We start from the raw sequence: 13667 nt of genomic DNA, 5'->3' as shown, positions 1-13667 counted from the left end.
AATTCACATCAAAAGTGAGACATGCTTTTTTGTGCAATAGATGAAAATTGCGCTAACTTTGCCATAAACAAAAAAACAAAAAGCATGAAACGAATCTTGTATCTTACCGCTTTAATCGTATTCTTTATAATAATGAGTACAGCAATATCCAACGCCAAAGAGCCTGCTAATAATGATGGAGAAATTACACTCACTGCGACCAAAGATGACACGAGACATATAGGACATGAACAAGATGTAGAACCGGACAAAGCCGGGACTCCACGCAGTATCATTGTTCAGCCGGCCTATGCTTACCTATATAATAATGTGGTAAATGTTAGTTTCAATGAAAACATTGCAGTTGTCAATGTCACTATCACCAATGAATCTACCGGTGAAACGGTCTATTCAGAAACACACAGCAGTCCTGCTGCCCTCAATATAGACCTGAACGGCGAAAGCTCCGGTAACTATCTCATTGAGATAGAAGCGGACGACACTTATTTGCAGGGAACATTCTCTTTATAACTCTAACACCCAAAAAGCGAATCACTCATGACCGCAGTTGACAACACCGGCACCGTTCTTTATCACTATCTACGGGCACTATCCGTAAAAGTGAGCCGGAGCACCGTGCATCGTCTGCTCGACACCCCTGTAGGCAGCAGCATGCGGGGTATCAGCGATGCGCTCGATGCGTTGCACATAAAGAACGAGGTGTATCAACTGCCACCGTCACCCGACTACTTCGCGCAATTGGAAGCTCCCTTCATCACTATGATGCAAGTGGACGCGAATCCGTTCCGCGTAGTGACGAAAAAGGACGATTTCATCGTGGAATTCGGGAATTCGGAGCGCGTCGGGGTGGACATCTTTTTGAAACGGTGGACGGGCTGTGTGCTATTAGGATCCACTACGTCAACCACTACATCAGAGGCTCATTGCCGCTGGAAGAACATCGCCTACTATTTGTCGAAGTATAAGATTGTCGCGGCTATCCTGTTGGCAATAATCTTGGGGATGGCAAGCGCAGGACAGTACAACAGTGAGTCTACTTTCATCTCTTACGTGGGAACCCTGGCTTTCGGCATGCTTGTCTCCGTAGCCATCCTCTACAAGGAACAGATCAACGACAGGTTCCTGGAACAGTTCTGCCACATTGGTAAGGCGGTGGATTGCAATGAGGTACTTCATTCCAAAGGGGCAAGTATCGCAGGAGTAGGGTTGGGTGAACTTTCGTTGCTCTATTTTGCCACGCACTTCCTTTACTGTGTACTGTGCCCGAAGAAATTCTGCGGAATAGCTTTCCTTTGTTGCACAATAGCCCTTTGCTTCACCCTATACTCCGTTATTTATCAGCTGTTCATTGTCCGAAAAGGGTGTATGCTCTGCATGCTGGTGAACATCACTATATGGGTAAGTGCTGTCATACTTTATGGAAACATTCATAACTCGGTATTGCGCATCTCCCTAACCGATTTATCCATACTGGCAACTACCGGATGCGTTTGCCTGATAGCAGGAATTTCACTAAAATCCTTGTACAAAGACTACAAAGAAAAAATAACATTGCAACAGCGGATGGCACGTTTCCTAAGTCCCGAAGTCTTTCAAAGATTACTGCCGCTCGAAGCACATATAGAAGAACCGATACCTGCAAACATTGCTTTGCAAAGTCGAAGAGAAAACAGCAGGCTTATGATTGTAACCAATCCTAACTGCGGAAATTGCGCCAAGATGTACCCTCAAATCAAAGAATTGTCATCGACTGTTCCTATATCATTGATACTATTAACTTTTCCAAACGACCGACTTGGTGAATACATCGCACAAACCGTCATTGCAGCTTATCTATCAGAAGGCTGGCAAAAAGCCATGTCTCTGCTTGAAGAATGGTACCGGAACAGACGGATGAGCGAAGCAGACAAATACCCTGTCACCCCCGAAGCTGAACGGATGTGGAAGGAACAGCAGAAATATTGCCGGAAGCAAAAGATTGGTAAAACTCCTGTTTCAATAGCAATGGGCTATTATGTACCTGAAGTGTATTCATTGGATGAATTGAAATATGTATTGACATAAAGATATTGGTTTCGCGAACCAACCCGTTCAGGAAACTCCTGAACGAGTAATTTTACTAATTAAAATCTTATATTGTATGAAAAAAGAATTTTTGAAATATCAAGTTTCCAAAGAAGCTATGAATGAGCTTAAAGGAGGAAAACTGCAAAGATGCCATTGTGGAGGTACTACTAATCAAGACTTCATCACATCGGCTGATACTTATGATGAGCTTGAAAAACAAGTAGGTAGTATCTGTGGAGATGCCGGTTGGGCATGTACTCCGGTTTAGGTGTATTGTAATAACCATAGGTTGAGCAATAGGCATTTTCTTTTGCTCAACCTATGACAAAATGAATGATTATGAACTTCAGATATTTCTACATACTATTATTGCTCACTTTCTTCCCAAGTGTCTCTGCACAAAAAGCGGTAATAACGTTCATTGCCGACAAAGATTGCGAGATAATTACTTATGCGCCTATAGATGGTGAGTATAACACTAAAATTCCCTCATCAAGATTGGCGACCACTAAAAATCAGTTAGTAACTTATACTACTGAGATTTCATCATACACATTCGTATACTGCCAGTTTCCACAATATCAGAAGTCATGTGATATCATTCTGTTCCCCAACGATTCCGTTCAGATATCAATATCCGAATCAGGCATCAAGTTTCAAGGCAACAACCATGCCGGACAGCAATATTTCTATGACAATGCAAGAAAAAAGCCTTTCTTGGAAAAGTCCTTGAAAATGCAACAGATAGCCATTGAATACATTGAACAAAAAAGGAGTATACATAGCATTATACCTGCAATTATCGACTCTTTACATCTGGCCGCACATATAGAGGACATAGAAAAATTGCCATTAACATCAAATACCACTCCAGAATTCGCCAAAGTACTTAAAGCCGAAAGAGAAATGTTCTATTATGGCAATATCATGGACTTGATAGGTTATCTTCGCCAATCCTCAAAAAAATATGAGCATATTGCCAAAGACAGTTTGGAAATAGAAGAAATAGCAAATGGCATATTTCAAAAATATCCTTTGAAATATGAATACCTAAAATATAGTTCACTGATATATATCCTAAAATATATATCCTACTACTATAATGACAAAGAGTGCCCGGAAGGTTATGATCCGGAAACTTTCGGACCTTATAAGGCGTATTTGTATGCACCTGAAGACATGCAGCCCGGATTGCTGGGAGGGGCTTGCATGGTACAGTTGAAATACAACTCCGGAGAAATGAACTTGAGCAAACTGAAAAAGTTCTTCAACGAGAAGTTTCCCAAGAGTGAATATGCAGCCATTATAAACCAAAGAGTCCAAGAAGAAACTGATTCAAGTAATGAAACTACAGACAATTCATATTTCATTAAGGAAAGAATAGACTCTTTATCCCAACTCAGGGATATAAAAGAGCTCAAAGGGAAATACTTGTTCATTGATTTGTGGGCAAGCTGGTGCATGCCGTGCAGAGCAGAGTTCAGCCACAAAAGCAAGTTGGAAGAATTGCTGAATGCCTATGGCAATATAGCTACAGTATACATTTCCATTGATGATGAAAAGCAGGAGAAAGCATGGTTGAACTGCGTCAAATATTACAAGCTGGAAGGTTACCACTTAAGAGCGACTTTTGCTTTACAAGAAGACATCAAGAAAAACATATATGGAAAGGAGCAATTTGAGATTCCAAGATACTTACTGATTGGGCCGGAGGGAAAGATTATTAATAATGACCTGCCGCGTCCGAGCGAGTATCCCCAACTTAAAGAGGCGTTAGGGCTGGTTATAAAGTGATATCACTAAACAGGGAGGGAATATAGCAAGAAAACAATGCGTAATTTAATTATTCTGTGCCAACTTACTATTTTATCATTGTCATATAGTACTCGGGGTGATGTTCCTAAAAAGAACTTTACCGTTTTCGTTACTGTAGATAGTACACTGTGCGTTCCGGAACAACATATATATTTATACTATTTCCGACACAACGAATGCAATATTGAATATTCTGCACAAGTGTCTGCCGGCTGCAATACCATTTGCTTACAAGGATACGTGCCGGAGCAGGAAGGGGTTTCTCTTTTGTTTGAGAGGCAAGGCCCGGGCACTGTGAATATGGTCGCAACTCCGGGTGATAAGAGGGAAATGAATAACCGGAAAAAGGAAGCAAGCCTCCTCAGCAAAGATATGGCCAAAGAAAACTTGAATATAAACGGTAGATATGCCCTTTGGAATCTGCAAGTCAGCAACCAAGACAACGCCCCCGTCGTGTTGCCCCTTTCTACCGGAAAATACATCCTATTAGACAGTCTGATTACCCGATGAAATCTTTCCCCCACTACTCCCAGCACGACGTGATGGACTGCGGCCCCACCTGCCTGCGCATGGTCTCCGCTTTCTATGGCAAGCGCTATTCATTGGAAGGGTTGAGGGAGAAATCATTCATCACCCGCGAAGGGGTTTCCATGCTGGGCATCAGCGAAGCCGCAGAAAAGATTGGATTTCGGAGCATCTGTGTACAAGTGAGCTACGAGATGCTGACGGAAGCTCCTCTGCCTTGCATCGTCCACTGGAACCAGCAGCACTTCGTGGTGGTTTACCGGATGAACGACAAGCATGTATGGGTGGCCGACCCCGGGGCAGGCAAGCTGAAGTACACTCGTGAGGAGTTCTGCCGTTGCTGGCTCAGTGCAAAGAAGGACGGAGAAGATACGGGAGTGGCACTGTTGCTGGAACCTACACCGGAATTCTATGCACAAGAGGATGAGGGGGAAAAGACAGACTATAAAGGCTTCGGTTTCCTCTATTCTTACTTGCGCCCCTACAAGCAACTGGTGGGGCAGCTGCTGCTGGGGTTGCTATTAGGCAGCATGATACAACTGATGCTCCCCTTCCTCACGCAGAGCATCGTGGATTTCGGCATCAACAACCGGAACCTCGGATTCATCTATCTGGTACTCATCGCCCAACTGATGCTGTCCTTCAGCAGCAGCGCCGTGGAGTTCATACGCGGATGGATATTGCTGCATCTGGGCACACGCATCAACATCGCCCTGATTTCGGACTTCCTCGTCAAGCTGATGAAGCTCCCCATGGGCTACTTCGACACCAAAATGACGGGCGACATACTGCAGCGCATCAACGACCACACGCGCATACAGAACTTCCTGACCGGAAGCAGCCTCAGCGTAGTGTTCTCCATGTTCAACCTGCTTATTTTCAGTATCGTGCTGTTGCTGTACAACGCCATGATATTCCTTATCTTCATGGGAGGAAGTGCCCTCTACGTGGCTTACGTCTGGCTCTTCATGAAGAAGCGGGCGGAACTGGACCACAAACGCTTTGCCCAGCAGAGCGCCAACCAAAGCTCGGTGGTGCAACTGGTGAACGGCATGCAGGAAATAAAGCTGAGTGCCTGCGAACAGCAGAAACGGTGGGAATGGGAACGTATACAGGCAAGGCTGTTCAAAGTAAACATCAAGAGCCTTGCGCTGCGGCAGTACCAGGACTCGGGAGCGGTGCTGATAAACCAGACCAAGAACATCGTAATCACGGGGCTGGTGGCATCGCTCGTGGTGAAAGGGGAAATGACGCTGGGAATGATGCTCTCCGTGCAGTACATCATCGGGCAACTGAACAGCCCCGTAAACGACCTCATCGCCTTTGCCCGCGACATGCAGGACGCACGCCTCAGCATGAACCGCCTGGGCGAAGTGCGCGACAAACCCGACGAGGAAAACCCCGCCGGAGAACTGATAAGGGAGATACCCGCAGGGAAAGACCTGCGGATAGAAAAACTGAACTTCAAATACGACCCGCTCAGCGAAACGCCTACCTTGGATGGCATCAGTCTGGAAATAGCGTCGGGCAAGCAGACTGCCATCGTAGGCATGAGCGGAAGCGGGAAAACCACGCTGGTGAAGCTGCTATTGGGATTCTATCCGCCTGCAAGCGGACAAATATTTTTAGGAGACACCCCGCTAGACAACTTCAGCATCCGCGAGTGGAGGAAGAAGTGCGGCGTGGTGATGCAGGACGGGTTCATCTTCTCGGACAGCATTGCGGGAAACATCGCTCCCGGCGTGGAACACATCGACAAGGAACGCCTGCGCCATGCGGCGGAAGTGGCGAACATACACGGATTCATCGAAGGACTGCCGCTGGGATACAACACTCGGATAGGGCAGGAGGGGCACGGGCTGAGCCAGGGGCAGAAGCAACGCATCCTCATCGCCCGCGCCGTGTACAAGAATCCGGAGTTCATCTTCTTCGACGAAGCCACCAACGCCCTGGATGCCAACAACGAGCGCATCATCATGGAGAACCTGCAGCGCTTCTTCGAGGGCAGGACATCGGTAGTGGTGGCACACCGCCTGAGCACCGTGCGCAATGCCGACCGGATAGTGGTGATAGAGCAGGGACGGATTGCCGAAACTGGCACGCACGAGGAGCTGACGGCACGGGAAGGAAGGTACTATAGGCTGGTGAAGAATCAACTGGAGCTTTGAGAATGGAAAATGGAAAATTGAAAGCGGAAAATTGGGAATGAAGGATTCGGAAAGGGAGATAGAGTTGCGGAGCGAGGAGGTGCAGGAGATTCTGGCACGACCGCCGCATGCACTGGTGCGGTGGGGCATCACGGTGTTCTTCGTTGTGCTGGCGTTCTTCTTCATAGGAGGGTGTTTCTTTAAATATCCCGACGTGGTAAGCGCACCCGTCACCATCACTACCGAGCACCCGCCGATATGGATGGTGGCGCGGGGAAGCGGGAAGATAAAGGAGGTGTACCGCAAAGACCGGGATTCCGTGTGGGCGGGGAACATCATCGCCGTGCTGGAGAATCCCGCCGTGACGGAAGACGTGCTGCGCCTGAAAAGGCAGCTGGCATCCTTCAACCCGGCAGACAGCGGCGCCTGCACCGGGCTGTTCCCGGAAAAGCTGTCACTGGGCAGCATACAGAACGCCTACGCCTCTTTCCTGAAAAGTCTGACGGACTGCCGCAACTTCCTCTCGCTGAACCTGTACGAACAGAAGATGGAAGCCACCCGCCGAGAGTTGCAGGAATACCGCAACTACATCGCCCACCTGAACAGACAAGCGGAACTGGATGAGGAACAGGTGCGGATAGCATCTACCGTGCACAACCGCGAGAAGAAGCTATTCGACGAGGGGCTGACCGCCCAGTCGGAATACGAGGAAGCCAAACAGGCATTCTTGAACAAGCAGCAGGGGCGGGAACAGCTGATGACCTCGCTCTCGTCGGCCCGGATACAGGAAGCGCAGTTGCAACAGAGTATCATCGAAACGCAGATGGAGCGAAGCCGGGAGTGCAACAACCTGAACATAGCCCTGAAAACCGCCTACAACGAATTGCTGGTAAGCATCAATGATTGGGAGTTGACTTGTCTCTTCGTCAGTCCGGCAAGCGGCATACTCTCGTACAACCACGTCTGGCAGAAGAACCAGGACGTGGGCAGCGGAGACAGGGTGTTCTCCGTGGTGGCCAAAGACCCGGGAAGCATCATCGGGAAAATAAGGCTCCCTGCCGGAGGTTCGGGAAAGGTGACGCCCGGACAGCGGGTAAACATCAGCGTGACTGGCTATCCGTACATGGAATTCGGTTTCCTGACAGGGGAAGTGACGGCCGTCTCGCTGCTGGCGGACGAGGAGAGCACTTATACCGTCACCGTGGGTTTACCCCAGGACTTGTGCACATCCTACGGAAAAAAACTGGAATTCAAAGGGGAACTGACAGGAACGGCGGAGGTGATGACAGACCAAAGGAGTGTGACAGGAAGGTTGATGAGCCCGCTGAGGTATTTGTGGGAGAAGTATTTGTAGGGGAATACGAAAGAGGCACGAACTACGCGAACTCACGAGAAGGAATCTGTTTATTCGTGATTGTCTGCGTGATTCGTGCCCGAAGAAAAGTCTCACTTCACAATTCCTTTGGAATTCCTGATGAAGTTGATGATATTGTGTATCTCGTCGCTCATCGGAACCTGGTCCTCAATCTTCTGCAAGGCATCCTGCACGCTGAAGTTTCCCTGGTATACCAGACGGTATGCATTCACGATATGGCGCAACACACGTTCGGTCGCCTGGTGCTTGTGTTGAAGCACGGCGGCGTTGATGCCGTGGTACTCTGCCGGGTTGCCGTTCATGATGACGTAGGGCGGCACATCCTTGGCGATGCGGCAGCCTGCCTGAATCAGCACCCAACTTCCTATGTGGCAGCATTGGTGCAGAATAACGTTGCTGCTCAGAATGGTGCAGTCGTCTATCTGACATTCTCCGGCTACGGTAGTCTTGATACCCAGTACACAATGGTTGCCTATCTGCACGTCGTGGCAGAGGTGTACACCATCCATCAGGTAGTTTTCATTGCCGATGCGGGTAGCGCTTTCTGCATGGGTGGCACGGCTGATGACCACGTTCTCGCGGATATCGTTGTGCTCGCCGATAACCAGCAGGCTTTCTTCTCCCGTATAGTGGAAGTCTTGTGGTTCGGCACCCAGGATGGCATTATGATGCACCTTGTTCCCTTTTCCCAGGCGGGTGCCGTTCAGGACTTTGGCGCCCGACATGATTATACAGTCATCACCTATTTCCACGTTCCCTTCGATAAATGCAAAGGGCTGGATGGTTACATTCTTGCCGATTTTTGCGGCTGAATCTACATAAGCTAACGGACTTATCATAGTTATCAGTAATTAGTTATGAATTTATTCTCTTCCTCCTCCAAGTGCCTGGTACAGGCTGATGATTGCCTGCATGCGGCTGAAGGTGTCGGACACTTCCGAAAGCTGTGCGCTGAGGTAGGATTGCTCGGCAGACAAGACTTCCAGATAGGTTGACGTGCCTAAGTTAAACAATTCTTTGGTATCTGCCGCAGCTTTTCGGGCTGAATTTACCTGAGTGTTGCGTGAAACAGCCTTGTCTGTCTCCGCTTGGTACTGGTAAAGCGCATTGCTTACTTCGTTACCGGCATTCAGCAGGGCGGTTTGGAACTGTATTTTAGCTTGTTCTTCCTGAGCCTTGGCTTGTTTCAGGCGGGCCATGTTGGCACCGCGATAGAACAAGGGCTGTGTCAGCGAACCGATGGCGGAAGCCAATAGCTTGCCCGGATTGACGATTGCCGATCCTGCGCTGTTGGTCCATCCTGCCGAACCGCTCAACGTAATTTGCGGATAGAAAGCCGCACGTGCGCTATTGGTGTTGTAATAGCTGGCTGCCAGCGACATTTCAGCAGCCTTTACGTCCGGACGGTTTGACAGCAACTGCAAGGGGATACCTACTGAAAATTCCGTAGGCAGCTGTTGCTCTTCCAGCACACCGCGTGCGATGCTCTGTGCCGGTTGGTGCAACATCAGGCAGAGGGCGTTTTCGGTTTCGCGGATGCCCTGGCGTATGTCTGGCAGTGATGCCATGACTTGTGCATAAGCATTGCGGCTCTGTTCTACGGCGGCAGAAGTGGTTCCGTACATGCCGGCGTCCTTCAAGGCCTGCACGGTTTCCAGATTCTTTTTCAGGATGTCGGCGGTACCTTCCGTTATTTGCAGTTGGCGGTCGAGCATCAACAGTGTGTAGTACATGTTGGCTACGTTGGCAATGACCTGCGTCTGTACGGCCTGCTTATAGAACTGTGTCTGTTTCAGAGACGCTTGAGCCTGCCGTTTCGGGTTCAGCAGTTGCCCGAAGAGGTCTATTTGCCAGCTTGCCGTAACCGGCAATGAGTAGGTTTGCGTGGCTTTTCCTTTGTCCCAACTGCTCACGGTTCCTTGCGGAGACAAGGCGAGCATCGGAGCATAGGCAAGGCGGGCAGACATCAGTGCGGCTTGTGCCTGCTTTACGTTCAGGGCTGCGCTACGCAGGTCGGCATTGTTGGTGAGTGCTTGCTCGATAAGTGCTTGCAGCTGCGGGTCTGTGAACACTTCTCTCCAGGGCAGGTTACCGAAGTTGGCTGTATCTGCGGACAGCGTATCGTTGACGGATGCCGTATCGCGATACAGTCCGGCAGTTGTGATATCTTCGGGTCTGTCGTATGATTTGTAGATGTGGCAACTGCTCAGTAAGGCAGTAGCACACATCAGGCATATTATCTTTTTCATATCTTTCAAGTTTCCTATTTTGTATATTGTTCGATTTCCGGTTCTGCATCCGAGTTGTCCACGTCTTCCCATTCCATCGGCTTGAATTTCTCCTGCAGGTACTGGAATGCCACGAACAGTGCGGGCACGATGAAGATTTGCAGAATCATGCCGATTAACATGCCGCCGATGGCTGAAGTACCCAGCGTGCGGTTACCGTTGGCACCCGCGCCTGAAGCAAACATCAACGGAAGCAGGCCGACAATCATTGCCAACGATGTCATCAGGATAGGACGCAGACGGGCACCTGCACCCAGCACGGCAGCCCACGTGATGCTCATGCCCATCTTGCGGCGGTCGAGGGCGAACTCTACAATCAAGATGGCGTTTTTGGCCAACAGACCCATCAGCATGATAAGGGCAATCTGCATATAGATGTCGTTGGACATGGTGCCCAGAATCATTTTCAGTGCAGGAATGTTGCCCAATGAACCGATGCCGCTGACAAACAAGAAGCTGCCTAGCAAACCGAACGGCACGGAGAGCAATACGGAGAGCGGAAGGATGTAGCTCTCATATTGCGCGCTCAGCAACAGGTAGACGAACACGAAGCAGAGCACAAAAATCAATCCCGTGGTACTGCCGCTTGTTTCGGCTTCTTCGCGTGCCATACCGCCAAGTTCGTAGGCAAAGCCTGCAGGCAGGTTCTCCTTGGCTACTTCTGCAATGGCTGTCAGTGCCTGGCCGGATGTATAACCGTTGGCGGGAGCTACCATTACCTTCATGGATGTATAAAGGTTGAAACGGCTGATGATATCAGGACCGTATACCTTCTTGATAGATACAAACTGAGTGATGGGAGCCATTTCGTTGCCGTTGCGTACCTTGATACTGGAGAGCGACTCCAGATTCTTGGTTGCGTTCGGTTCTGCCTGAATCATTACACGATACATTTTACCGAAGCTGTTGAAGTTGGAAGCGTAAATACCTCCAAAATATCCCTGCATGGTGCTGAGGATGTCACTCGGGCTGATACCTGCTTTCTTGCAGGCGGCTGCATCGATATCCAGCATATATTGCGGGAAGTTGGGGTTGAAGCTGGTTTTTGCGGAGTTGATTTCCGGACGAGTTTCCAGGGCGGCGGTATAGTTGTTCACCACGTCGAAGAAGTGGTTCAGGTCGCCACCGGTCTTATCCTGCATGTTCAGCTCGATATCACTGGATGCCGAGTACCCCGGAATCATAGGGGGAGCAAAGAACAATACCTGGGCTTCCTTGATGATTTTCTGTGCACGCATAAAGAGTGTAGCGTAGACCACCGTTGAATTCTGCATGGTGGAACGTTCTTCCCAGTTCTTCAGTTTGATGATGAGCGAACCGTAAGAAGGTCCCTGACCTCCGATAAAACTGAAACCTGAGATTACGGTACGCGATTCTACTGCCGGATCGGCTGCAACAAGACTGTCCACACGGTTAAGCACTTCCATGGCACGTTCTTGTGAAGTTCCTGGAGGAAGAGTCACTACTCCCATAATGGTACCGGTATCTTCATTGGGCACCATACCTGTCGGTGTGATATTCATAAAGACTACCAGCAGAATGATGGAGCCTACAACGATACTGCCCGACAGCCACTTCTTTTGTATGAAACGCAATACTTGTTTTTTATATTTGCCAAGAATGTTATCGTAGGAAGCATTGAAAGAGTGCTTGAATTTGTCGGTGGTCATGCCTGCCAGTGCAAGGATGCTGATTACAATCATAACCATACAAAGTATGGGATGATTCTCGAAACTGAATAGCCCGAAAATCATGCCTAAGATAGCAATGATAGTGAAAAGCAGCGTCAGGCTGGGACGCATCATCCGACCAATGGAATCTGCATAACGGGCAATCATGATTTTGCGGGCCTCCTTGGCTGCAACACCCATCCGTTCTTGCACGGTAGTGTCGCTGTTGTGCGGTTTCAGGAAGATGGCGCACAAGGCCGGACTCAGCGTCAAGGCGTTCAGGGCCGAGAAACCGATGGAAATCGCCATGGTAAGACCGAACTGGCGGTAGAACGTACCGGCAGTACCGCCCATGAAGCTTACCGGAACAAACACGGACATCATTACCAAGGTGATGGAGATGATGGCACCGCCCAGTTCGCTCATGGCATCGATGGATGCGGTCCGTGCCGACTTGTATCCTTGATCCAGCTTGGCATGGACACCCTCGACAACGACTATGGCATCATCGACCACAATCGCAATAGCGAGCACCATGGCCGAGAGGGTCAGCAAGTTGATACTGAATCCAATCAGTTTCAATACGAAGAAAGTTGCAATCAAAGCTACCGGGATGGCTATGGAAGGAATCAGTGTAGACCGCATATCCTGCAGGAAGATGTATACTACGATGAATACGAGGATAAATGCCTCGATCAATGTCTTGACAACTTCGTGGATAGAAGCAAACAGGAAGTCGTTGGCACTCTGGGCAATATTGATTTTCAATCCGGAAGGCAGAGTCGTGGAAGCATTGTTAAGTACCTCTTCCAAGTCACTGATGGTTTGTGTGGCATTGGAACCGGCCATCTGGTAAACGATACAGGTCACAGACTTGTGTCCGTTTACCATATTGTTGAAGTTATAAGACAAACGTCCCAGCTCTATGTCCGCTATGTCTTTCAGGCGGAGTACTTCACCGTTTTCAAGTGCCTTGACAACGATATTCTCAAACTCTTCGGGCTGTTGCAGACGTCCTTTGTAGCGGATGGTGTATTGGAAGCTCTGCTTGCCGCGTTCGCCGAACTGGCCGGGAGCCGCCTCTATGTTCTGCTCCGCTAATACGCCGGAAATGTCGTTGGGCACCAATTTGTATTGAGCCATGATGTCCGGTTTCAGCCAGATACGCATGGAGTAGTCCTGACCGAGCACATTGGCATCGCCCACACCGTTTACACGCTTTATTTCCGGAATAAGGTTGATGTTGGCATAGTTCTCTAGAAATTCGATGTTGTACTGGTCGTTCTCATCATAGATGGAGAATACCATCAACATGGAGGTTTGGCGTTTCTGGGTAGTTACGCCGACTCTGGTAACTTCTGCCGGCAACAAGCCTTGTGCCATAGATACACGGTTCTGTACGTTGACCGCAGCCATGTCGGGGTCGGTGCCTTGTTTAAAGTAAATGGATATATCTGCAGAGCCGTTGTTTGCGGCATTGGAGGTCATGTACATCATGTTCTCCACACCATTGATTTGGTCCTCTAACGGTGCAATGACAGAGTTCAATACCGTTTGTGCATTGGCACCCTGATAGGTGGCACGTACCGAAACGGTAGGAGGGGCAATGTCCGGGTATTGTGTGATAGGCAGTGTGGCCAGACCAATGAGTCCCAGGATTACTATCAGGATGGAGATTACCGTTGACAGTACCGGACGGTTTATAAATCTATCTAATTTCATTTCATGAAAAATTAAAGAATTAAAAATTAAAGAATTAAAATGGGATAAGAATCAATGC

At 48.9% G+C, this 13667-nt stretch carries 10 protein-coding genes; 7 read left to right on the top strand and 3 right to left on the bottom strand.

Annotated elements, in window-relative coordinates; genetic code table 11:
* The first annotated feature begins 84 nt into the window (after nucleotides 1–84).
* The 7 genes from HU824_RS02105 (at nucleotide 85) to HU824_RS02075 (ending at nucleotide 7908) form a co-directional block, all read left to right on the top strand.
* Entirely contained in the window at nucleotides 85–510 is a 426-nt protein-coding gene (locus HU824_RS02105) for a DUF3244 domain-containing protein (protein ID WP_255260439.1), read from the top strand.
* 27 nt (nucleotides 511–537) lie between these two features.
* The gene (locus HU824_RS02100; RefSeq protein WP_176467924.1) at nucleotides 538–2064 is read left to right on the top strand and encodes a vitamin K epoxide reductase family protein; all 1527 of its coding nucleotides are present in this window, start codon (nucleotides 538–540) and stop codon (nucleotides 2062–2064) included.
* Between the two features lie 76 nt (nucleotides 2065–2140).
* Nucleotides 2141–2335 carry a hypothetical protein gene (locus HU824_RS02095; RefSeq protein ID WP_176467923.1) on the top strand — a complete coding sequence of 65 codons (195 nt, stop codon included), beginning with the start codon at nucleotides 2141–2143 and terminating at the stop codon, nucleotides 2333–2335.
* A gap of 71 nt (nucleotides 2336–2406) precedes the next feature.
* On the top strand, nucleotides 2407–3861 hold the full coding sequence (locus HU824_RS02090; RefSeq protein WP_176467922.1) for a TlpA disulfide reductase family protein: 1455 nt from the start codon (nucleotides 2407–2409) through the stop codon (nucleotides 3859–3861).
* Nucleotides 3862–4212: 351 nt separating this feature from the next.
* Nucleotides 4213–4392: a hypothetical protein gene (locus HU824_RS02085; protein WP_176467921.1), complete on the top strand. Its 180-nt coding sequence runs from the start codon at nucleotides 4213–4215 to the stop codon at nucleotides 4390–4392.
* Nucleotides 4389–6575: a peptidase domain-containing ABC transporter gene (locus HU824_RS02080; RefSeq protein WP_176467920.1), complete on the top strand. Its 2187-nt coding sequence runs from the start codon at nucleotides 4389–4391 to the stop codon at nucleotides 6573–6575. Before HU824_RS02085 ends, HU824_RS02080 begins: the two co-directional genes overlap by 4 nt.
* A gap of 37 nt (nucleotides 6576–6612) precedes the next feature.
* Entirely contained in the window at nucleotides 6613–7908 is a 1296-nt protein-coding gene (locus HU824_RS02075; RefSeq protein WP_176467919.1) for an HlyD family secretion protein, read from the top strand.
* A gap of 92 nt (nucleotides 7909–8000) precedes the next feature.
* Here HU824_RS02075 and lpxA read toward each other — a convergent pair whose 3' ends face one another.
* The 3 genes from lpxA to HU824_RS02060 are packed head-to-tail and all read right to left on the bottom strand — an operon-like array spanning nucleotide 8001 to nucleotide 13609.
* A complete protein-coding gene (gene lpxA, locus HU824_RS02070; protein ID WP_176467918.1) occupies nucleotides 8001–8768 on the bottom strand; it encodes an acyl-ACP--UDP-N-acetylglucosamine O-acyltransferase in 768 nt (255 codons plus the stop codon).
* 24 nt (nucleotides 8769–8792) lie between these two features.
* Nucleotides 8793–10178, bottom strand: coding sequence for a TolC family protein (locus HU824_RS02065; protein WP_176467917.1), 1386 nt, complete (start codon nucleotides 10176–10178; stop codon nucleotides 8793–8795).
* A gap of 14 nt (nucleotides 10179–10192) precedes the next feature.
* On the bottom strand, nucleotides 10193–13609 hold the full coding sequence (locus tag HU824_RS02060; protein ID WP_136008697.1) for an efflux RND transporter permease subunit: 3417 nt from the start codon (nucleotides 13607–13609) through the stop codon (nucleotides 10193–10195).
* Between the last annotated feature and the right edge of the window lie 58 nt (nucleotides 13610–13667).

Origin of the sequence: Bacteroides sp. L10-4, assembly GCF_013373675.1 — a bacterium.
GTDB lineage: Bacteria > Bacteroidota > Bacteroidia > Bacteroidales > Bacteroidaceae > Bacteroides > Bacteroides muris.
The sequence above is the reverse complement of the archived record's forward strand: the minus strand, read 5'-3'. Positions and strand labels throughout refer to the sequence as shown.

What these genes read in the sequence shown, in the direction of transcription:
- HU824_RS02075 (WP_176467919.1), top strand. Translation starts at nt 6,613, where the DNA reads ATGAAGGATTCGGAAAGGGAGATAGAGTTGCGGAGCGAGGAGGTGCAG.
- HU824_RS02090 (WP_176467922.1), top strand. Translation starts at nt 2,407, where the DNA reads ATGAACTTCAGATATTTCTACATACTATTATTGCTCACTTTCTTCCCA.
- HU824_RS02085 (WP_176467921.1), top strand. Translation starts at nt 4,213, where the DNA reads ATGAATAACCGGAAAAAGGAAGCAAGCCTCCTCAGCAAAGATATGGCC.
- HU824_RS02100 (WP_176467924.1), top strand. Translation starts at nt 538, where the DNA reads ATGACCGCAGTTGACAACACCGGCACCGTTCTTTATCACTATCTACGG.
- HU824_RS02065 (WP_176467917.1), bottom strand. Translation starts at nt 10,178, where the DNA reads ATGAAAAAGATAATATGCCTGATGTGTGCTACTGCCTTACTGAGCAGT.
- HU824_RS02080 (WP_176467920.1), top strand. Translation starts at nt 4,389, where the DNA reads ATGAAATCTTTCCCCCACTACTCCCAGCACGACGTGATGGACTGCGGC.
- lpxA (WP_176467918.1), bottom strand. Translation starts at nt 8,768, where the DNA reads ATGATAAGTCCGTTAGCTTATGTAGATTCAGCCGCAAAAATCGGCAAG.
- HU824_RS02105 (WP_255260439.1), top strand. Translation starts at nt 85, where the DNA reads ATGAAACGAATCTTGTATCTTACCGCTTTAATCGTATTCTTTATAATA.
- HU824_RS02095 (WP_176467923.1), top strand. Translation starts at nt 2,141, where the DNA reads ATGAAAAAAGAATTTTTGAAATATCAAGTTTCCAAAGAAGCTATGAAT.
- HU824_RS02060 (WP_136008697.1), bottom strand. Translation starts at nt 13,609, where the DNA reads ATGAAATTAGATAGATTTATAAACCGTCCGGTACTGTCAACGGTAATC.